Origin of the sequence: Chryseobacterium sp. 6424 (assembly GCF_003692615.1) — a bacterium.
GTDB lineage: Bacteria > Bacteroidota > Bacteroidia > Flavobacteriales > Weeksellaceae > Kaistella.
On the sequence record NZ_CP023540.1, the window covers coordinates 1,473,380 to 1,493,921 of the forward strand.

19 protein-coding genes and 2 pseudogenes are annotated in these 20,542 nt (G+C 42.1%); 3 read left to right on the forward strand and 18 right to left on the reverse strand.

Features of this window, described 5'->3' with window-relative positions; translation table 11 throughout:
- Positions 1-94 precede the first annotated feature (94 nt).
- The 18 genes and pseudogenes from CO230_RS06885 to CO230_RS06970 form a co-directional block, all read right to left on the reverse strand.
- Positions 95-1,189, reverse strand: coding sequence for a pseudouridine synthase (locus CO230_RS06885; protein WP_228438059.1), 1,095 nt, complete (start codon positions 1,187-1,189; stop codon positions 95-97).
- A gap of 67 nt (positions 1,190-1,256) precedes the next feature.
- Entirely contained in the window at positions 1,257-2,147 is an 891-nt protein-coding gene (locus CO230_RS06890) for a UbiA family prenyltransferase (protein WP_122027926.1), read from the reverse strand.
- A gap of 43 nt (positions 2,148-2,190) precedes the next feature.
- Positions 2,191-3,117, reverse strand: coding sequence for a mevalonate kinase (locus CO230_RS06895; RefSeq protein WP_122027927.1), 927 nt, complete (start codon positions 3,115-3,117; stop codon positions 2,191-2,193).
- Between the two features lie 87 nt (positions 3,118-3,204).
- Positions 3,205-4,689 (reverse strand): MFS transporter, encoded by a 1,485-nt coding sequence (locus CO230_RS06900; RefSeq protein WP_122028919.1) that lies wholly within the window; start codon positions 4,687-4,689, stop codon positions 3,205-3,207.
- Positions 4,690-4,788: 99 nt separating this feature from the next.
- Entirely contained in the window at positions 4,789-5,970 is a 1,182-nt protein-coding gene (locus CO230_RS06905; protein WP_122027928.1) for an acetyl-CoA C-acyltransferase, read from the reverse strand.
- An 86-nt stretch (positions 5,971-6,056) separates the two neighbouring features.
- On the reverse strand, positions 6,057-7,379 hold the full coding sequence (locus CO230_RS06910; protein WP_122027929.1) for a nucleoside permease: 1,323 nt from the start codon (positions 7,377-7,379) through the stop codon (positions 6,057-6,059).
- Positions 7,380-7,394: 15 nt separating this feature from the next.
- On the reverse strand, positions 7,395-7,988 hold the full coding sequence (locus CO230_RS06915) for a bifunctional nuclease family protein (protein WP_122027930.1): 594 nt from the start codon (positions 7,986-7,988) through the stop codon (positions 7,395-7,397).
- A gap of 324 nt (positions 7,989-8,312) precedes the next feature.
- Positions 8,313-9,260, reverse strand: coding sequence for an electron transfer flavoprotein subunit alpha/FixB family protein (locus CO230_RS06920; RefSeq protein ID WP_122027931.1), 948 nt, complete (start codon positions 9,258-9,260; stop codon positions 8,313-8,315).
- A 26-nt stretch (positions 9,261-9,286) separates the two neighbouring features.
- Complete coding sequence (locus CO230_RS06925) at positions 9,287-10,030, reverse strand: electron transfer flavoprotein subunit beta/FixA family protein (protein ID WP_122027932.1); 744 nt, start codon at positions 10,028-10,030, stop codon at positions 9,287-9,289.
- Positions 10,031-10,148: 118 nt separating this feature from the next.
- Positions 10,149-10,856, reverse strand: a pseudogene (locus CO230_RS06930) (SDR family oxidoreductase).
- 100 nt (positions 10,857-10,956) lie between these two features.
- Positions 10,957-12,338: pseudogene (locus CO230_RS06935) on the reverse strand (dipeptidase).
- Between the two features lie 92 nt (positions 12,339-12,430).
- Positions 12,431-12,709 (reverse strand): hypothetical protein, encoded by a 279-nt coding sequence (locus CO230_RS06940; RefSeq protein ID WP_122027933.1) that lies wholly within the window; start codon positions 12,707-12,709, stop codon positions 12,431-12,433.
- Positions 12,710-12,768: 59 nt separating this feature from the next.
- Positions 12,769-13,923 (reverse strand): class I SAM-dependent methyltransferase, encoded by a 1,155-nt coding sequence (locus CO230_RS06945; protein WP_122027934.1) that lies wholly within the window; start codon positions 13,921-13,923, stop codon positions 12,769-12,771.
- A gap of 6 nt (positions 13,924-13,929) precedes the next feature.
- Positions 13,930-15,096, reverse strand: a complete 1,167-nt coding sequence (locus CO230_RS06950) for a methylmalonyl-CoA mutase family protein (protein WP_122027935.1) — start codon at positions 15,094-15,096, stop codon at positions 13,930-13,932.
- A 1-nt stretch (position 15,097) separates the two neighbouring features.
- The gene (locus CO230_RS06955; RefSeq protein ID WP_122027936.1) at positions 15,098-15,451 is read right to left on the reverse strand and encodes an FtsB family cell division protein; all 354 of its coding nucleotides are present in this window, start codon (positions 15,449-15,451) and stop codon (positions 15,098-15,100) included.
- A complete protein-coding gene (gene udk, locus CO230_RS06960; protein WP_122027937.1) occupies positions 15,448-16,071 on the reverse strand; it encodes a uridine kinase in 624 nt (207 codons plus the stop codon). The genes CO230_RS06955 and udk overlap by 4 nt, the downstream gene beginning before the upstream one ends.
- 72 nt (positions 16,072-16,143) lie before the next feature.
- A complete protein-coding gene (locus CO230_RS06965) occupies positions 16,144-16,773 on the reverse strand; it encodes a vancomycin high temperature exclusion protein (protein ID WP_410492836.1) in 630 nt (209 codons plus the stop codon).
- 15 nt (positions 16,774-16,788) lie between these two features.
- On the reverse strand, positions 16,789-17,913 hold the full coding sequence (locus tag CO230_RS06970) for a 2Fe-2S iron-sulfur cluster-binding protein (RefSeq protein ID WP_122027939.1): 1,125 nt from the start codon (positions 17,911-17,913) through the stop codon (positions 16,789-16,791).
- A gap of 32 nt (positions 17,914-17,945) precedes the next feature.
- Here CO230_RS06970 and CO230_RS06975 point away from each other — a divergent pair, with 32 nt between their 5' ends.
- The 3 genes from CO230_RS06975 to CO230_RS06985 are packed head-to-tail and all read left to right on the forward strand — an operon-like array spanning position 17,946 to position 20,444.
- Positions 17,946-18,515 carry a TlpA family protein disulfide reductase gene (locus CO230_RS06975; protein WP_122027940.1) on the forward strand — a complete coding sequence of 190 codons (570 nt, stop codon included), beginning with the start codon at positions 17,946-17,948 and terminating at the stop codon, positions 18,513-18,515.
- Between the two features lie 23 nt (positions 18,516-18,538).
- Positions 18,539-19,519 (forward strand): iron ABC transporter permease, encoded by a 981-nt coding sequence (locus CO230_RS06980; protein WP_122027941.1) that lies wholly within the window; start codon positions 18,539-18,541, stop codon positions 19,517-19,519.
- 1 nt (position 19,520) lies between these two features.
- Positions 19,521-20,444 (forward strand): ABC transporter ATP-binding protein, encoded by a 924-nt coding sequence (locus CO230_RS06985; RefSeq protein ID WP_122027942.1) that lies wholly within the window; start codon positions 19,521-19,523, stop codon positions 20,442-20,444.
- Positions 20,445-20,542: the final 98 nt, after the last annotated feature.

A 20,542-nucleotide genomic window follows, 5' to 3' on the forward strand; every position in this document is an offset into this window, starting at 1 on the left:
TTAATGTTGGATCTGTAAAGTCAATCGACCAACGACAGAATTAGCCTAAACAAAAACTCCCCTGAAATACAGAGGAGTTTTTTTTATCTTTAATCTAAAGCATTTTAAGATTGTTCACTTCAAGGTCGGTAAGGATTCGCCAGTGCCCACGCTTGATGTTCTTCTTCGTGAGGCCTGCAAACATCACGCGGTCCAGCGCTTCCACCTCATAGCCAAGCTTCTGGAAGATCCTGCGCACCACCCTGTTCCAGCCGATGTGTATTTCAACACCGATTTCATTTTTCGGTTTACCGTCAATGTAAGAAATGCTGTCAACCTGCGCTATTCCTTCTTCAAGACGAATTCCTTCTGCAATTGCGTTCAGATCCGCACGATCCAGCTTTCTATCAAGGGTGACATGATAGATTTTTTTCATGTTGAATGAAGGGTGCGTGAGTTTTTTAGTCATGTGACCATCATTGGTCAGTAGAATGACTCCGGTTGTTGATCTGTCGAGTCTTCCTACTGGGAAAAGCCTGTATGGGGATGCGTTTGCTACCAGATCCATTACGGTTTTCCTGGCTTTTTCGTCTTTGGTAGTAGATATGTAGCCTTTTGGTTTATTCAACAGCACATAGACGGGTTTCTCTGGTGTGATGCCTTGTCCGTCGAAAACTACGCGGTCTGTTTTCTGTACCTGATAGCCCATTTCGGTTACCACCTGCCCGTTTACCTGTACCAAGCCTTGGGTGATGAGTTCATCTGCCTCACGACGGCTACAGATGCCAGAATTAGCGATGTATTTATTTAAACGTATCGACTCTTTGTTGGTGTCTTTGGCTATTTTTTCAAACCTTCTTTTCTGTACGAATGCCCTGGTACGGTCATCATTATCGCGCTCGAAAGGCTTGTTGCCTTTCTTAGGACTAAATTTGCGGTCGCCATTATCGTATTTATCACGACTGTCAAAGGATTTACCGGTTTTTTTAGTCGTACGGCGTGTAGGTTTATCAAAGGATTTCTCGAAGGCTTTTGCTTCAGATTGCGAAAGCAACCTTGGGGTCCTGGTCTTTGCCGTGGATTTCTTCTCAGTATCTTCATTGCGGGCAGCACGGGGCCGCGAAGTGGCAGGTTTTGCACTTCCGGCATTTGATATTTTAGAAATTCTTGGTTTTTTGGGTTTTCCGTTACTGTTTCTGTCTCGGCTCATGATCTGAAAAAATTTCTGCAAAGATAAGCATTATCAATAACAAAGGTAACTATTGTATCATGGCAGACTACATCCTGTACATAATCCCGTCAAGCAGCATGGCTATGATCCCGATAAACACCCAGATCCTTAGTATATTCAGGGCTATAAAATTGTTCTTCTTTATCTTGTTCAGTAAAAGGTAAATGATGAATACCAAAACGAAAAGGCCTGTGGTAAAGTAATGATGTAATATACGTTGGTCATCGGCAAAAGCTACAATTACAGCAGCGCTTCCCATTGCAAAGATGGCCAGGCAAACGGCAATGTTCCTGGCCGCACGGGTGCCAAAGTAGTTCGGAATGGTGACGTAACCGAACATTTTATCCGCATTTCTGGTAAGAATATCTTTAATCAAGTCTATAATCAGTAATACTAAAAAAAGGAACACCGCCATCACAAAAAGCTGCCCGGAGAAAGTTTTATAATATACCATCATCCCAAAAAAAGGGTACAGCGTAAGGCTTACAAAACATAAATTATTGATTATCAATAATTTACTGAGTTTATGGCTGTAAAACCACATAAAGAACTGGTACACCAAGAAGAAAATAAAAACCCGGCCCGATATAAGCAACGAAATACTTAAAGACAATAGAAAAAGCGTCAGGTAGGCATACAAAAAGTATTTTTGTTTCAGAAAGCGCTGTAACTTGCTTCGGAAAGGTTTCGTCAGTTGGTCCTTTTCCCGGTCATAAAACTGGTTGATGATGCCGCCTGCCAGAATGCTAAGTACCGTACAGAAAATAATGCCGTGTACCTTGAAATCAAAGACAAACTCACGTAAACTTTCTTCTTCATTAAACAGGAAAAAGGTGGACACATACAGCGCGAAAGTCAGCAACATGGCCACAAAAATCCTGGCTCCCAAAAGAAAAGCTGTAAGTTGTGAAATTCTGTAAAAAAGTGGATTTTTCATTCTGTAAGCCGAAGAAAGCAGTTGAATTGTCCCGACCTGAATGTTAAAACCTGTAAATTACTTCTTTTTGAAATCCGGAAAGCATTTTTTCCGCTTTGTCATAATCGCGTGTGAAACCTAAAATGTAGCCTCCGCCCCCACTGCCACACAGTTTCAGGTAGTAAGCATTGGTGTCGAGGCCTTTTTTCCAAATATTATAAATACTCTCCGGAATCATCGGCTTAAAGTGTTCATACGCCCAAACCGACAGGTTTTTTAAATTCCGGAACAGCGGCGTCATTTCTTTCTTCAAAAAAGCGTCAATACAGGCATTGTTGTATCGTATAAACTCTTCTTTTAAAGTCTTGCGGAAGCCTTCCGTCTTCATTTTTTCAAAGAAAATCTGTACCATAGGGCCGGTTTCTCCCGTAATGCCAGAATCTATAAGAAAAATAGCGCCTTTACCTTCTTTGCCTTGAGGGATGGCAACGCGGTCAACATTCTCGCGGTTTTCAATTAAAATAGGCAGATTCATATAACAAATCAGTGGATCAATACCTGAACTTTTGCCATGAAAATAGCTTTCAAGTGTGCCAAAGACTTTCTTAAGATCCTTTAGTTCGTCTTTTGAAATATTTTCAGGCACATATTTTTTCAATGAATATCTCTCGAAAATAGCAGCGACCAACGCCCCTGAACTTCCTACGCCATAACCCTGCGGAATGTTTGAATCAAAGAAAAGTCCGTTTTCAATATCTTGCTTGAACCGCGCAGTGTCCAAACCAAAATTCTCCGGAAGTCTTAGGTCTTTAAGGTAATCGCAATATCTCGCCAAGGAAATATTTGATTTCTTTTCGAAATCTTCCGTAAGGTCAGAAAATTTCAGGGCACCTTTATAAAAACTGTAGGGCAAGGTCAACCCCTGGGAGTCTTCGATGATTCCGTATTCACCGAACAGCAGGATTTTGGCGTAAAATAAAGGATTGGTCATGGTTTAATTAATCTATTGAGATCCTGTTGCAAAATTACAAAAAATCTGCTATAATTTCTGATGAATCAAAAATGCAGCCAATCCTGATTAAGACTTAGTTTTGGATACAGATACTTTTAGGAAACGTATAAGTACCAGACCGACAAAGAAAAACACAGACATAGATAAAGCCGAAAACCGCATATTATGGTACTTTTCGATCATCGTAGCAAAAATAAAAGTTCCTAAAATAATCGCTAGTTTTTCAAGAACATCATAAAAACTAAAGAAAGTGGTGTTATCCATCGAATTTTCGGGTAGCAACTTTGAATAGGTTGAACGCGACATGGCCTGCAAACCGCCCATTACCAGACCGATAATCGCTGCAATGCCATAAAACTGATATTCTACGTTCGGGTTTTCTTTGTTCAGATAATATGCGGATAGACAAGCTACGATCCACAAAATAATCGCAATTGAAATTACATTTTTATTACCAATCGCCCGTGAAAGACGCGAGAAAATAAGCGCGCCGATAATCGCTTCAATCTGTATAAGCAGTAAAGTGAGGATCAGTTTGTCTTGTGCGAGATTAATTTCACTTTTACCAAAAAGCGTCGCCATTAAAAAAATGGTCTGCATCCCCACACTATAAAAAAAGAAACTGGAGAGAAAAAACTTTAAGTTGCGGTCAGCAAAAAGCGTATGTCCGACCTTGAAGAGTTCATTGAAACTTTCCTTTACGACATCTTTGTAAAAACTGATATTATCCTTCAAAACTTCCCAAAAACCACCCTGCTCCGCGTGTTTCTTAAAGATGTTTTTGTAGTTCAGCAATACCAGATCTTTAGGTAACTGCTTATGAACAGTACCGAACTGCGGCAGATGTTTAAATGTATATTGCGAGAAACCAAACCACCATGCACCAGTTAATAAGAAAGAAATACGGGTGTAAAGCTTCGCTTCTTCGGGTGTTTTTGCCAATACCTGAATCAAGATTAAACAGATGACTACCAATACCACAGATCCGATGTAACCGTACACATACCCCTTGGCCGAAAGTGCATCTTGCTTATCGCGCGTGGCAATATCCGGAAGGAATGAATTATAGAACACCAAGCTGCCCCAAAAACCTACACTTGCCGTAATACTGAACAAAAGCCCGAGAAAAACGTTCTGCATCCCTGTAAACATCGCCAGTCCCATGCATGAAGTGGCACCAAGATAACAGAAGAACTGTAAGAAAGATTTCTTATTACCAATGGTATCCGCAAGCGACGACAGAATCGGCGACAACAGTACTACAATAAGAAACGAGATAGTCAGTGAATAGCCATAGATCGCGTCTGGCTGATACTGCTTGCCGAAAATGGTAATCATGTGGCGTACTGGCACCTTGATCCACTGCCCAGTCTGCTGTACATATTCTGTCTTTTCCGTTGCCGTAGTTAAAATAGAATAATATATCGGGAAAATGGTAGAGGTAATTACCAGCGAATACACCGAGTTTGCCCAGTCATAGAAAGACCATGCTTTCATTATTTTAGGGTTGTTTTTGATTTCCGGTGTGTTCAGACGGTCGTTTTCGGGCATTGCTTCTGAGATTTTAATGAACAAAAATAAAAAAACCATTAAGAACATGATGAAATTTCCATGAATATTCTTAATGGTTAAAGGAAAATAATTGGGTAATTACTGTACGTTCTCGATAACGATCGCAGAGGCACCACCGCCGCCATTACAAATAGCTGCCGCGCCGTATTTGCCGTTATTCTGTTTCAGTACATTAACCAGTGTTACAATGATTCTGGAGCCGGAACTGCCCAGCGGATGACCTAATGATACAGCGCCACCGTTCACGTTAACCTTAGCGGCATCTAATCCCAAGATTTTGTTGTTGGCTAATCCTACTACAGAAAATGCTTCGTTGAACTCGAAGAAATCAATATCAGAAACCTCCAGGTTTGCCTTTTTCAAAGCGGCAGGAAGTGCTTTTGCGGGTGCCGTAGTAAACCACTCAGGCTCATGGGCTGCATCGGCATAAGAAATAATTTTCGCCAAAGGCTTCAACCCAAGTTCTTCCACTTTTTCTTTAGACATCAAGATCAGCGCAGAAGCACCATCATTGAGTGTAGAGGCATTTGCGGCAGTTACCGTACCGTTTTCCTTTTGAAAAACAGTGGGTAGTGTTGAAATTCGCTCGAAATTTACAGCCTTATATTCTTCATCTTCTGAAAAGACAATTGGTTCGCCTTTACGCTGCGGAATTTCGACTGGAACTACTTCATCCTTAAACCTCCCTTCACTCCAGGCGTTTGCTGAACGTTTGTAAGATTCGATAGCGAAATTATCCTGATCCTCCCGACTGAATTGGTGCTCGGCAGCACATTTTTCTGCGCACACGCCCATATGTACTTTTTCGTACACATCGGTAAGGCCATCCAGCACCATCCCGTCCTGCATTTTTACATCACCTAGTTTGGTTGCGTTTCGTGCGTTATAATAATGTGGCACCTGCGACATATTCTCCATACCACCAGCTACGATAATGTGCTGATCTCCGGCTTTAATGGATTGTGCAGCCATCATCACCGCTTTCATACCAGAAGCACATACTTTGTTAATCGTAGTAGCAGGAGTTTGATTTGAAAGACCTGCTCCCAAGGCTGCCTGCCTTGCGGGTGCCTGCCCTTCCCCTGCCTGCAATACGTTGCCCATGTAAACTTCTTGTACAAGGCTGGGGTCAAGATTTATTTTATCTAACGCGCCTTTGATGGCGGTTGCACCTAATTTAGTAGCCGGCACAGTAGAAAGGCTCCCAAGGAAACTCCCCATGGGGGTACGTGCAGCGGATACAATAAATACTTCTTGCATATCTTTATATATTATTTTAAAGTAGGCCAAATTACAAAAAAAACACACTTGTATGAAGTGTGTTTTTATAATAATTGTAGCGTTTATTAATGTTTCAGTTCGGCAACAACTTTCGGGTCATGTTTGTGTTTAAAGAGGATGGCGAATGCAATTGCGACTACCAAAGCGTAAATGGCAAATACGAACCAAATCTCATCCCACATCTTCAGGCCTGTACTGTCGGTGAAATAACCCGAAATCAACCAGCCACTCACCGAACTTCCCAAGATGGCGCCGAAACCGTTTACCATCATCATAAAAAGCCCTTGTGCAGAAGAACGGATTTTACTGTCAGTCGTGCTTTCTACAAAAAGCGAACCGGAGATATTGAAGAAATCGAAAGCCATTCCATAGATTATATTTGAAAGGAGAATCAGCAGCAAACCGAAACCTTCCGGCGCACCCAAGGAAAAGAATCCGAAACGCAGGACCCAAGCAAACATCGAGATCAACATCACTTTCTTGATGCCGAATTTATACAGGAAAAACGGGATAGCCAATATAAACAGTGTCTCTGAAATCTGCGATATAGAAATAATCATAGTCGAGTACTGTACCACCGCCGAGTCTTTAAAAGCTTCTATAGTCCCAAAATCTTTCAAGAAGGTATCACCATACATGTTGGTCAGTTGCAGCGCCGCACCTAATAGCATCGAGAAGATGAAGAAAAGTGCCATTTTCTTCTGCTTAAACAGTTTAAACGCGTCAAGGCCCAGTTTCTGGGAAAGTGTCGCATCTTTACTGATGAGTTTTGGTGGTGGGCATTTCGGGAGGAAGAAAGAGAAGATCCCTAAACCTATCGCAAACATTCCGGCAAAGTAGAACTGGTTGGCATTCAGTGAATTGCCGAATAAATCAGCTACGGATTGTCCGAAACTAATCCCAAACTGTGAGAATGACTGCTCATCACTGAAAATATTGGTGCACCACATGGCCACAATAAAGCCTATTGTTCCCCAAACCCTAATCGGCGGAAACACTTTTACCACATCATAATCACTGTCTTTAAGTAATTTATATGAAATAGAGTTCGACAGTGCCAGTGTCGGCATATAAAAACACATCCCAACTAATAGAATCCAGAAGAAGGTAGTGGGATCGTTAGTTTTGGCCAGCAGGAAAAGCGTTGTGCCGTAGAGGATGTGCAGGGTACCGTACAGTTTCTCCGCGTTTATCCATTTATCCGCGATGATGCCCATAAGTGCGGGCATAAAAACCGATGCAATCCCAAGGGTAGAGAACACAGCGCCAAACTCTGCCCCGCTCCATTGTTTATAAGCAAAGCCATAAGTTCCCAAAGTGGTAAGCCACGCGCCCCATACGAAAAACTGCAGAAAACTGAGGATCGTAAGACGTAATTTCAAATTCATAGTTTAGGTATAAAGTTATTCAATCTTCTTGTTTCTGCGCTTTATTTCGTTCTGTATTTCCATAGCAGCATCGAAATCCTCTTCCTTCACGGCGTCTTCCAGTAGTTTTTGCAGATCTTCCATCGGTAAAGAGGTCAGGTCGCCTTCATTAGCGGCGTTGTCGAAATTTTCTTCCGCAGTGGGCTCTTCAAGTTCAAGCAAAATGCCGGCTTCGCTGAGGACTTGCGGAGTCGTATAGATAGGTGCGTTAAAGCGAACGGCCATGGCTACCGCGTCAGAAGTTCGGGCGTCTAAGATAAGTTCTTCAGCGGTAATATTATTTTTGAAATTCAGGTTTGAAAAAAATACGCCGTCAACTATCTGATAAATAATGACTGATACTAAAGAAAAGTTGGCAGACACTACAAATTTGGTAAAAAGGTCGTGGGTAAGCGGGCGCGGCGGATGTATGTCTTTCTCCAGCCCCAGAGAGATGGCCTGTGCTTCATAGTTCCCTATAACTACGGGTAATTTCACATTCGATTCTTCGTGCTCCAGCAGCAGCGCGTAGGCTCCAGATTGGGTTTGGCTGTAAGAAATTCCGCGTATGGTAAGTCTTTGGTAATCCATGGATACAAATATAATTGATTTTTTAGATTTGCATTTATTTTTAAAGGCAATCCTGCAAAAAATCATTATTAAAAACGATTTGTGAAGAGTTTTTATTGAAGTTTTGGGACACGGATTTGGATAAACCCTAAGTTGCTACAGCACATCAATATTTACTGAAGAAAATTGAAGGCAGTTTACAGCGTCTTTACGCAGATGATGCTGCTTTCACTTCAAATAAAGAAGATTCTTAGTTCATTAAATTCATTAAGAAAGTAAAATTATAATGCAAAAAGAAGCGCTGGATTTACCAACGCTTCCTTTTACTGATTTAAAACTTAATTATTATCCTTTAATCGCTTTGATTTTCTTGGTCAGTTCTGGGATGATTTGGAAAGCATCACCTACCACTCCATAATCCGCAGATTTGTAGAAAGGAGCTTCCGCATCGCTGTTGATAACTACAATAGTCTTGGATGAATTAACGCCCGCTAAATGCTGAATGGCGCCTGAAATACCTACTGCAATGTACAAATTCGGTGCGATGGCTTTACCAGTTTGCCCTACGTGTTCAGCGTGTGGGCGCCAACCGATATCAGATACAGGCTTCGAACAGGCTGTGGCCCCACCCAATACGTTCGCCAGTTCCTCGATCATTCCCCAGTTTTCGGGCCCTTTCATTCCTCTTCCGGCAGAAACGACTACTTCAGCTTCTTTCAGATCTAGTTTTCCTGAGCTTTGCTCATGCGAAAGCACTTTTGTATCTTCATTTGCAATGGTGAGGTTTTTAACTTCTTCAGTCCCGGAAGCAGGATTTTCTTTTACGCCAAATGCATTTTGAGAAACAGTCAGGATAACACCGGCGGCCGTTGCTTTTGCATGCATAAATCCTTTACCTGAAAAGGCTTTTCTCTTCACCTGGAAAGGCGAGGTGCTTTCAGGAACTTCCAACACATTGGTAATCAGTGAATAGTCTTTCATCACGGCTAACATCGGCGCCACGGAAGACGCATCTGTGGTGTGCGGGAAAACGATGATTTCACCGTTTGCCACTTCATTTAATGCCTGCGCGTAAGCTTTTGCACTGAAGTTTTTCAGTCCGTCATCTTTAATGTGTATAACCTGGTCTGCACCATATTTATAAAGTAAGTCGGAAGCATCCGTTGGGTTCACTGTGATTGCGGTTACCGTATCGCCTGCTGCCTGCGCAACCGCTTTGGCGTAAGACACCGCTTCAAAAGCTGCTTTCTTATAAATACCGTTTATATTTTCTGCATATACGAATATTGCCATTTCTGTATTTTTTGGATTTGATTAAATTAGATAACTTTAGCCTCTTCATGTAGTAAACGAACCAGTTCATCCAGATTGTCCGGACTTACCATTTTTACGGCTGCCCTTGGTGGCACCGCATCAAAGGACACGCCTTCTACTTTTACGTTTGCGCCTGCAGCTTCCTGAATCTGTAAAGGTTTGGTACGTGCCGACATGATGCCGCGCATGTTCGGGATGATGAGATCCTTTTCATCTACCAGACCTTTCTGACCAGCGATAACGGCCGGAAGTTTAACAGAAATCGTCTCTTTCCCACCTTCAATCTCGCGTACTGCGGTAGCTTCAGTCCCATTCACCTCCAGTCCTACACAGGCATTTACAAAAGGCTGACCAAGCAATTGCGCCACCATCCCCGGTACGGCACCGCCGTTATAATCCAGCGATTCTTTTCCGCACAAGATAAGGTCGTAACCACCGTTTTGGGCAACATTTGCGATTTCCTTGGCCACAGAATAGCTGTCCTTAGGCTCGGTATTTACACGGATACCTTCATTGGCACCGATGGCTAATGCCTTACGGATTACGGGTTCTGTAGTGGCGTCACCGATGTTCAAGACGGTTACAGTAGCACCAGATTCCTGAAGTTTAACTGCTTTGGTTAAAGCGAACTCATCAAGCGGGTTGATAACCCACTGTATTCCGTTTTTGTCCAGCGCAGACTTATCTGCTGTAAAGTTAATTTTAGATGTAGTATCGGGTACACTACTGATGCAAACTAATATTTTCATGCTTTGATTTGTTTTTGTTTGATCTTTAATGATTTTATGAATGATGTTTTTGCTAAATTAATAAATATATATTATGCATGCATAGTAATCATGCTGCTTTTAATATTTGTTACATAATTTAACCGTTAGGTTTTGAAGGACGAATCTCAATTTTGCTTGGTAACGTTCGCGGATTCATATTAAAGATATTAAGGATAAGCTCACCCACGTCTTCCGGCTGAATCTTCCAGGCATCTTTCTCTGAAGGCTCATTGCCGTTAAAATGCGTGGATACCGAGCCAGGCATGATGGTCGATACTTAGATGTTGTATTTTCTAAGGTCGATCATGGCGGCCTGTGTAAAGCCTACCGCCCCGAACTTGGAAGCATTATAACCTGCGCCTTTTTCGAAGAAATTGGTTCCCGCAAGACTTGCAATGGAAATGTAATAGCCTTCGGTTTTCTTTAATTCTTCTACCGAGGCTTTCAGCGTATGAAAGATCCCGGTAAGATTGGTGTCGATCATCGCCTGCCAGTCATCTGTAGACATTTCATCCACGGGTTTGAAGATCCCTAGGCCAGCATTAGCGATAACAAAATCTAACCGGCCAAATTTATCCTGTATGGATTGTACCGCTTTTACTTCGTCTTCGAAGTTTCTGACATCCGATGCAAGGCCAAGCACTTTGCTTTCATCAGAAGATAGTTGTCGTGCAGCGGCTTCCGCGTCTTCCAGTTTTCTTCCGGAAACTGCTACTTTAATGCCTGCACGCAACAGTACTTCTGCTATCCCGTACCCGATACCTTTGGTACCACCTGTAATGTAGGCAACTTTATCTGTATGCATATAATTATTTTTTGTGTTTAAAGATAATAAAAACGCCCCATTCCTGAGGCGTCTTATAAAATTAATTAAATAGATTTGTACCGGTTACAACAAATCAGCTTTAAGATTTTGCATAGTTTTCAAAAAATAACGGTATGCTTTCAATGCCTTTATAGAAATTGTAAAGTCCGTAATGCTCGTTCGGGGAATGTATGGCATCAGAATCCAAACCAAAGCCCATCAGAACAGATTTTGCACCCAACACTTTCTCGAACATCGCCGTGATTGGGATGGAACCGCCGCTTCTATATGGCAGCACCTCTTTTCCAAAGGCAGTTTCCATGGCTTTTTTAGCCGCCGCAAATTCTTTCGTATCGCTTGGAAGCACATAAGGCATACCCCCATGATGCGGACGAACAGTCACTTTTACATTATCCGGCGCGATTTTCTCGAAATACCTGGTGAATTTTTCAGTAATTTCTTCCGGTGTCTGGTACGGTACCAGTCGCATTGAAATCTTGGCGAAAGCCTTGCTTGGGATCACCGTCTTGGCGCCTTCACCTGTATAACCGCCCCAGATTCCGTTGCAATCCAGCGTAGGACGAATGGATGTACGCTCTAAAGTAGTGTAATCTTTCTCACCTTCCACGCCGCTCAAGCCGATAGACTGCTTGAAGCTTTCAGGATTGTCCTTAAGTTTATTCATTTCAGCGCGGTCTTCTGCAGAAACTACTTCTACATTATCATAAAAACATCGATGGTGATGTGACCGTCTTCGTCAATCAGTTTAGCAATCATCCTTGACAGTACATGGATGGGATTTGGCACAGCGCCGCCGTACAAGCCTGAATGTAGATCGCGGTTCGGGCCTTCCACCTCTACCTCCACATAGCTTAGGCCACGCAGCCCGGTAGTTACTGTTGGCTGCTCGTTAGAGTAAATGTGCGTATCGGAGATAAGGATGGTATCGCAGCTTAACTTCTCGGTATGCTGTTTTACGAATGCTTCAAGGCTTTTCGATCCTACTTCTTCTTCACCTTCGATTAAAAACTTGACATTGCAGGGCAACGAATTTGTTTTCATCATGGCCTCAAATGCTTTCACATGCATGAAAAACTGTCCTTTGTCATCAGCGGAACCCCTCGCGAAGATGGCACCATCAGGATGGAGGTCGGTTTTTTCAATATAAGGTTCAAAAGGCGGCTTCTTCCATAAATCCAAAGGATCTGGTGGTTGCACATCATAATGACCATAAACAAGCACTGTTGGCAGGTTAGGATCCAGCATTTTTTCACCGTACACGATAGGATAACCTTCGGTCTGGCAAACTTCCACGGCATCCGCACCGGCATTACGGAGGTGTGTGGCGACTTCATCAGCACATTTCAGTACCTGGTCTTTGTACGCAGGGTCGGCAGAAATAGAAGCAATTCTCAGCAGACCAAAAAGTTCATCTACGAAACGCTGCTTATTTTCATGGATGTAATTGAGGGTTTCTTGCATTTTATGTTGTTTGATTTTAAACGAAGATATCTTGTAAAAATAAAAAAAATGTCCTGCATTAGCAAGACATCTGGTATTTTTATGTGATGGGCTTAGTGAGAAGCTGCGGCGCTCTTGGTGCTGTCCGCAGAAACCTTTACCTCCTCGATTGGGGCTGTACGGATAGAGTCTGTGGCAAATGCACTTTTGGATGTGGTAGAGGCAGCGCTGTGAACCCGCTCACCATTCTGAGCTGCGGGGTCATAAGGTAAACCCATATCTCCGGTTTTAGAATGATCTAACCTCATGATGGATTTGTTCGAGCCTTCCTGAACTTTCTGGCAACTTAAGACCAGTCCTGCAGTTACTAAACCTAAAAATATTTTTCTCATATAGAATTTTTGATGCCTCAAAAGTAATAAATATTACGATTTTCCACAAAAATATCGCCTCAATATCCTGTAGATTTTAAAATTATTTTTTTTCCGTCTATGGTTTGAGTGAAAATGAGGTACGCATTTCCGCCATCGGTAATTTTATATTTACGCTTGATCTGCTCTGGCGTAAGCGGATGGTTGCGCGAAATAATGTTGTAGCGTTCACCTTTGCGCAGCTCCTTTGCATCAATTGCCGCCACTTCAAGTACGCGACCAGGAAACTCATTAACTAACATTTCTGATGTGTAAAAATGGGTGTTCGGATGTAGTTTTTTCAGTTTGAAACGTTTTGCGATTAAATTGAATGCGCCGGATTTCAATATCGCATTGTTGGGGATATAAAGGTATTTCAGCGGTGATGAATATTCAGCAATGGCAATCTGCTCTTCGCCGTACTGAAAATTGAATGCCGGCTCGCCACTCGCTAGGTTGATAGCTGTGATGCTGATGCCATCAACTTTCAACCGCGGTCTTATAATCACCAGAAGCTCTTTCACTTCGTTACGGACCGCAATGATATGTACTTCAGAGATGTCTTGAAGCACCGAGAGAAGGTAGGAAACATCAATCAGCGGAGAAAGTTTAACCATGATCAACTGCCCGCATTGATGTAATTGCGACTGTATTTCAAGGATATTTGGCGAAAGGTCTTCCAAAAGAAATTTCTTGCGGTCATCGTTGCCGCGCCGCGCCGGATCCAGATAGACTACATCGTAAGTCTGTGTGTTTTCTTTTAAAAAATCCTCCAGTTCATTATGTATGAAATTGGCTTTTCGGTTTAGTATATCCCAGTTGTGTTTTACAATTCCGAGAAGTTCATGATTTCTTTCGACCAAAGTCACCGAAGAAAATCTTTGCGACAGGAAATATGCGTCAATCCCAAAACCTGAGGTCAGATCCACAAAACTCTGCCCTTGTAACAACTGCGCTTTATATTCAGCGGTGACCTGCGACGAAGCCTGTTCCAAATTCAGATGAGGCGGGAATATTATCCCTTCTTTGAGTAGAAAACTAAATTTCTTCTGCGCTATTTTCTTGCCTTTGATCTGCTGTACAATCTGCGACATCGGCACGTCCGGAAAAGGGGATTTCTTCAATAACAAAGAATGCAAATCCACATGAAGATTTGCATTGATATAAGCCTGAATATCAGTATCTAATATTTTCATAACCCATTATTCGAACATTTCAGAAAGGCGTACCGGTTTGATGAGGTTCCTATCATACAAATCTTCCACGTTTCTTGTTTTTTTCAGTTGCGGATACAGATTGACGCCGATCAGTTTGGTTTTACCTTCCTCAACCCACTGTTGTGCGCGGACAGATTGCTCGTAAACCATGTGCTGTATTTTAAAGGTTTTGAGGAGTTGCAAATAACCACCCTCCTCCTCCATCTGAAGGAAAAGTTGCCATGCATTCTCTGCCAGTTGGCGCGTAACCTCTTCGATATAGTAACTGCCGTTACCAGCATCATCGAAGACATTGATGATGCTTTCATACGCTAAAACAATCTGCTGCTTGAAAGAAATTTCCTGTGAAGAAACGTTGTTAGCCGATAGGTCGTATGGGTGACTGAAAACCGCGTCTGCACCACCAATCATGGCAGCGGAAAGCTCAATGGTGGAACGGATCAGGTTGTTTTCAGGATCGTGTACAGCTTTATTGCGCTGGGTGGTTTCTGCAAAAATATATGGCCACTCATTCAACCCATATTCTGCGGTAAGCTGCCGGAACAGGAGTTTAAAAGCGCGAATCTTACCGATTTCAAGAAAATAATCTGTACCGATGGCAAAACGGAAAATAAGTTTGCTGAACACTTCCGGTCCGAATGTTTCGGCTACTTCTTTTGCTTTGCCCAGCGCAAACGCGAGTTGCTGCACCATAGACGCCCCTGCATTTTGATGTAGAGAAACGTCAACGCAAATATTCCTTTCAAAAGATTTAGCCAAAAGTTCCTTGCCTAATTGCTCATTCAGTTCGCCGGTTTCGTCTTCAGAAAAAATATTAACGAGTGAAAAATAAAGGTTCTCATCCTGTACCGCCACATGTTCGGCAAGGTCTTTATTGTTGATAAACAAAGATTTATCGGTAAGGTTCTCCACATTCTCATCAAGCAGGTAGGCGAAAATCCCTTCTTCGGATTCCGGCAGATAAGGCGCGACCAGTTGGGTAGATTCTTCAATCCTCGGGAGTGTAGGTAAAGGCTGTTTTACCGAGTCATAATAAGGTTTTACGGAAATCCCTTCGAGATTCTCTTTACTGAGCACCGAATAAATATCCTCTGTTCTCAGCTGTTGCTGTACGAGTTTTTCCCAATCTTGAAGTGAAGTTTTACCAAACATATTAAGGTGTTTTTTTCAATTGTGTGCTGTCAACCACCAGAATAAAGATTTCTTCATTCGGTTTTTTCATAAAGTAGTTTTCGCGGGCGTATTTTTCTTTTTCCTGCTTGTCGTTCATCAGTTTTTTGTAGAACTCATCGTTTTTTTGATATTCTTCTTTATAATACGCCAGTTGTTTCTCGTATTTGCTGATCTCGCCGTTCATTTCGTTGATGACCAGGAACGAATTGCTGTCAAAGAAAGTCATCCACACCATAAAAAGTGCCACCGTTATGAAATATTTATTGAGCATATACTTCTGGAACAGGCGGAAGGCACGGGTTTTTGGCTTTATATCTTTGATGAGTTCACTCATGACACGTGGGACTTTTTCAGCGTGTTATTGATAACGGTTGACAGAAAATCAATGGCGACAGTATTTTGCTTCATGTTCGGGACAATAAGGTCTGCTTCATTCTTTGAAGGCTCTATAAATTCCTGATGCATAGGCTTAAGCGTGGTTTGGTAACGGTGCAACACCTCCTGTAGGTCGCGGCCGCGCTCTTGTGTATCCCTACGGATTCTGCGGATCAAACGCTCATCAGAATCTGCGTGTACAAATACTTTGAGGTTAAATTCTTTCAGTAATTCAGCATTGGTAAGCACCAAAATCCCTTCTACGATCAGTACATTTTTCGGTTCGATGAGTACATGGTCGCCCGTACGCGAATGTGTAACGAAGGAATAGATGGGCTGTTCGATGGTTTCGCCGGTTTTCAGGGCTTTCACATGCTTTATCAGCAGGTCGAAATCAATAGATTTCGGATGATCGTAATTAAGGACTTCCCGCTCGGCCAATGTAAGTTGGGGATTATCATGATAATAATTGTCCTGAGAAAGTACATTTACCCCTTCTGCATTAAGTTGTTGCAGGATTTTATTTACGACAGTGGTTTTTCCTGATCCTGTTCCGCCGGCAATTCCGATTACGAGCATAATTTATAATTTTTGCAAAGATAAGATTTAGCGGCAGTTTTTGGGACGTCCGGTGCCGCATTTTAATAAATTTTATGGCATGCTGCTCTTTCGTTCGATACCGAAAATGTAATAAACAACGGCCAGCACACGCGCCAAGAATTCGCGCGACTGGTTTCTGTAATAACTGCGGTTTGCCAGCACATCCTGCGCATCAAAGCCCAGCGCGTTCATCTGGTTGTTCCTTGCATAAAACAGCGCCCGAAGGTTGTGGAAACCCTGTGATACGATAATCACATCATTCTGTTTGAAGACATTTTTACAGTTATTGATGCTTGCCTGCGTCTTGAAGCCCTTAGGGTCTTCGGTAATGATGTTTTCAGGCACGCCTTCCTGATAGACAAGGTAATTCTTCATCGCGAAAGGTTCATCATAACCAGGACTTTTTTCGCCGCTGACGATTATCTTCTTGATTTTACCGTGGTGATAAAGCAAAGCGGTAGCATCCATCCGGGCAGTAAAATAAGGATTGGATACGCCCGATTTCATACGTGGTGAAGTACCCAGCACCAAGGCGGTTTCTCGCGGTGGAATCTTTGATATTTTGGTGAACGTACGGCCATTGGTAAGCGCAAATACCCAGATATTGGCCAAAATCATCAGTAGTACACCGCATTCTATCAGAATGAAAAAAAACTTAAATATGTCGAGTATTTTCTTCAAATTTACTTTTGCGCTTTATATCACATCAAAATTTACTTTAATTTTATCACTCAGGACAACCGACATACACGCCAGGATCTGCCCCGATTTCTCTTCTTTCTCCGTAAGATATTCATTATCTAGAAGTTCAACTTCACCTTCCTCTAAAGTACAGACACAACTTCCGCAGATGCCCGATTTGCAAGAATACGGAACCGGGAAATCCTGTATGAGCAACTGCTGCAACAATTTGGTACGGTTATTTGGCAACTGGGTGACGTAGGTATTATTGAACAGTTGAAATTCGACAGCAATGTTTTCAATCACCGGAAATTGTTTTTCCACCGGATAAATATCCTCATTATACTCCTGAAACAGTTCAAAATGAATATTCTTCTTCGGGATCCCATTGTTATAGCAGGCATTCGCCAAAGATTTTATCATTTCACCTTTACCACAAATCAGCACTTCATCCACGGCATCCCAAATGGTAGATTCTTCATCAGTATCATCGAGATGAAGAATTTGATTAATGATCAGGTGCAGTTTTTTCTCATCCAACCGGCCCTGGAAAAGGTGGTCGCCAGCCTCTTCGCGCGAGAAGAAATAATAAATCTGCAGCCGGTCACCGTATTTATCAACCAGTGCATCGAGGTCTTGTTTAAATGCGATTTCCTCTGACTTTCTATTGCCGTAAAACAGGAAAAGACGCGTGCGCGGTTCTTGGTGCAGGATATGTTTGAAATGACTGATGAGCGGGGTAATGCCAATACCACCAGCAAATCCGAGTATTGTACGGAACTCGTGGGGCTTTGAGATCAGGGTGAAACGTCCCTGCGGCTCAGAAACCTCTACATAATCCCCAGTCTCAACATCATAATAAAGGTCCTTGGTAGAACTTTCATCCGAGCCAATCTTTATTCCTAACGCGATATTCTCTTCATGCGGCGCAGAAGTCATTGAAAAATCATTCTGAACTACCTGTCCTTTCGATGCATATCTGAGCGTTACATATTGCCCGGCGTCAAACCTGAAATTTGGTTTCAATTCCTGCGGAACCTCAAATTCAAACGCGAAAGTGTTTTTGGTCAGTAGCTGCTTTTTCGTTAATTTTAGCCGATGAAAGGCTGCCTGGTTCGCTCTAGGTACTAGTTTTTCCATAACATTATTGTTTCAAAAATAGTAAAAATAAAATGAAAAAAATATTCCTCGGTATGATGACTTTTGCAGCATTAACCGCCTGTAAAAAAGAAAACAGCCTTACCGAAACCAACGAAATCTCTGCAACTGATACAGCTACAATTACCCAAACTGAGGCACCGGACATCATCCCTTATCAGCAAGTAGAACTTAATGTAAAGGAGATGTCGGAAATGCTTGCGAAAAAAGACAATGACACTTTATATATCACCAACTTTTTTGCAACTTGGTGTGGCCCGTGCGTTCGTGAAATCCCTCATTTCAGAGAGAAAATGCAGGAAACTAAATCACAGCCAGTGAAATTTACCTTTGTAGGTTTAGACGTGAAAGAGGACTGGCCCACCAAGGTGAAAGAGTTTGTTGAAGCGCATCAAATGTCGGAAAATACGGTGCTTATAAACCCAGAAACTTTGACACCAGAGTTCTTCCCAGCGAATTTCAAGCAGTGGGACGGCGGTTCCATCCCGTTTACCTTCATGCGCAAAGGCGATAAAACCGATGAAACCATCGGAATGATGAGTAAAGAAATGCTGAGCAGTAAAATAAATTCTTTCGGTAAATAACCCAACAACATTAGCTGGAAACAATGCGTATTCGGTTCAGAACGATTTGCTTTTTTTTAGTTGTGGCGGTCCTTGCAGCTGTTTTTGTGAATTTGAATACTGGTTTTTTAACACTTTCAGTAGCTGATTTCTTTTCCTCAGCATCACAAAATTCGCAGATTGCCGAGTTGCGTATCCACCGTATTTTGGCTGTTATGTTGGCAGGTCTGGCCATTCCTACCTCTGGGTTTCTGTTGCAGGAGTATTTTCAGAACCCACTTGCCGGTCCATCTGTGCTGGGTATTACATCTGCAGCCAGCCTCAGCGTGGCTTTCTATATTTTCTTCTCTAAAGACCTCTCCTTACCGATGTTTTTGCAGAACAGCTTCATCAGTATCACTGCCATCGCAGGCGCGCTGGTGCTGATGCTGGTACTTATCGCCTTCTCGAATCGCTTCGCAGATAAATCTTTCCTTATTATCTTTGGGTTCCTGATTTCAGCCTTGGCTGGCGCCATTGTTTCGGTATTGCAGTTCTATGCGGATAATCAGGATCTTAAGAATTATGTGTTGTGGAGTTTTGGCGCCAATAATCAGGTTTCTGGTAACCAAATCACCGTCTTGGCCATCATGGTGCTTGTTGGTTTACTGCTAAGTTTCAAAACTATTAAACCATTGATTGGCAGCGCATTAGGCAACAGCTATGCGCAGAGTGTCGGGGTGAATCTTACTTTACTTAAATATCTGGTTATCATTGCTTCATCTGTGCTTTCTGCTTCTGTTACCGCTTTTTTAGGACCTATTCTCTTTATCGGGATTGTGGTGCCTCATTTCTGTAGAATGATTTACAATCCGTCCAAACTTTGGCATCAATGGATTTTAAACATGATTTTAGGAGTGTTGGTAATGGAGGTATTTTCAGTTATTTCAGAGGTTTCACAATTCCCATTGAACGTGATTACGTCTTTATTTGGCATCCCCGTGATCCTTACCATGATGTTAAACCACAGTAAAACAAGCCATTGATATGTTTCTGGAACTTAAGGATACTACTTTCGGTCATAAGGAAGCTTTAATAAGTAAGGCAAATACTTCGCTGGCACTGGGCGAAGTGTGCTTATTGATTGGTAACAATGGTGTCGGGAAAACAACGCTGCTAAAGAGCATCCTCAACCAAATCCCTTTATTAAAAGGTGAAATTTACCTAAAAAATAGCTTACTGAAAACCCTCTCGTCCAAGCAAATCGCAGCACAGATCGCGATGGTATTCTCAAAGGCACAAATTCCGGCCAATTATACAGTGAAAGATCTGGTGTCGCTGGGGAAATATCTACACTACCCGTATTACTTCGAACTTACAAAAGAGGATGATGATGAAGTGGAACGGTTGATTCATGATCTGAATCTTCAACAGTATAAAAATTTCAGCCTGCAGCAACTTTCAGACGGAAATCTACAGAAAACCTTCATTGGGAGAGCCTTAGCTCAAAACTCGCCAATGATCATCCTTGATGAGCCAACCACGCATTTGGACGAAGAAAACAAAATAAACATCCTGAAACTTCTACGGTCCCTTGCGAAAACACACAACAAGCTCATCTTATTTTCAAGTCATGACTGGCGGCTGGCGAAGGAATTTGCAGATAAAATTTGGATCATACACAACAAAAATCTTGAAACAGGAATTGCCGAAGAAATCTTGTTAAAACACAACGAACTGCTCAATGGACGACTTTTCCAGATGGATGACGCCTTTGTTCCACCACATATCTCAGCCCCTGAAATGGAGAAGGAAATGCTCTATTCTTTCCTTCAGAAAAACTTCAAAAAAAACTTATCTGACCTTAAATTCACTTTTCACAGTAATATTTGGGAAATAGAATCTTCAGAGATTCATTATAAATGCACATCCTTTACAGATATTTCAAATATTCTGTCAAAACACCTATAAATCAGCACATTTTAATGTTTTTAAATGCATAAGAACTATTTCTCTTATGCAAATCATATCATTTATAACGCTGATAATCAAACACATAGACAATACAC

Excerpts from the sequence above, each read along its gene's own strand:
- CO230_RS06975 (WP_122027940.1), top strand. The coding sequence starts at position 17,946 with ATGAAAAAAATATTCCTCGGTATGATGACTTTTGCAGCATTAACCGCC.
- CO230_RS06940 (WP_122027933.1), bottom strand. The coding sequence starts at position 12,709 with ATGAGAAAAATATTTTTAGGTTTAGTAACTGCAGGACTGGTCTTAAGT.
- udk (WP_122027937.1), bottom strand. The coding sequence starts at position 16,071 with ATGCTCGTAATCGGAATTGCCGGCGGAACAGGATCAGGAAAAACCACT.
- CO230_RS06885 (WP_228438059.1), bottom strand. The coding sequence starts at position 1,189 with ATGAGCCGAGACAGAAACAGTAACGGAAAACCCAAAAAACCAAGAATT.
- CO230_RS06980 (WP_122027941.1), top strand. The coding sequence starts at position 18,539 with ATGCGTATTCGGTTCAGAACGATTTGCTTTTTTTTAGTTGTGGCGGTC.
- CO230_RS06915 (WP_122027930.1), bottom strand. The coding sequence starts at position 7,988 with ATGGATTACCAAAGACTTACCATACGCGGAATTTCTTACAGCCAAACC.
- CO230_RS06920 (WP_122027931.1), bottom strand. The coding sequence starts at position 9,260 with ATGGCAATATTCGTATATGCAGAAAATATAAACGGTATTTATAAGAAA.
- CO230_RS06945 (WP_122027934.1), bottom strand. The coding sequence starts at position 13,923 with ATGAAAATATTAGATACTGATATTCAGGCTTATATCAATGCAAATCTT.
- CO230_RS06955 (WP_122027936.1), bottom strand. The coding sequence starts at position 15,451 with ATGAGTGAACTCATCAAAGATATAAAGCCAAAAACCCGTGCCTTCCGC.
- CO230_RS06950 (WP_122027935.1), bottom strand. The coding sequence starts at position 15,096 with ATGTTTGGTAAAACTTCACTTCAAGATTGGGAAAAACTCGTACAGCAA.
- CO230_RS06890 (WP_122027926.1), bottom strand. The coding sequence starts at position 2,147 with ATGAAAAATCCACTTTTTTACAGAATTTCACAACTTACAGCTTTTCTT.
- CO230_RS06900 (WP_122028919.1), bottom strand. The coding sequence starts at position 4,689 with ATGCCCGAAAACGACCGTCTGAACACACCGGAAATCAAAAACAACCCT.
- CO230_RS06905 (WP_122027928.1), bottom strand. The coding sequence starts at position 5,970 with ATGCAAGAAGTATTTATTGTATCCGCTGCACGTACCCCCATGGGGAGT.
- CO230_RS06985 (WP_122027942.1), top strand. The coding sequence starts at position 19,521 with ATGTTTCTGGAACTTAAGGATACTACTTTCGGTCATAAGGAAGCTTTA.
- CO230_RS06970 (WP_122027939.1), bottom strand. The coding sequence starts at position 17,913 with ATGGAAAAACTAGTACCTAGAGCGAACCAGGCAGCCTTTCATCGGCTA.
- CO230_RS06895 (WP_122027927.1), bottom strand. The coding sequence starts at position 3,117 with ATGACCAATCCTTTATTTTACGCCAAAATCCTGCTGTTCGGTGAATAC.
- CO230_RS06910 (WP_122027929.1), bottom strand. The coding sequence starts at position 7,379 with ATGAATTTGAAATTACGTCTTACGATCCTCAGTTTTCTGCAGTTTTTC.
- CO230_RS06925 (WP_122027932.1), bottom strand. The coding sequence starts at position 10,030 with ATGAAAATATTAGTTTGCATCAGTAGTGTACCCGATACTACATCTAAA.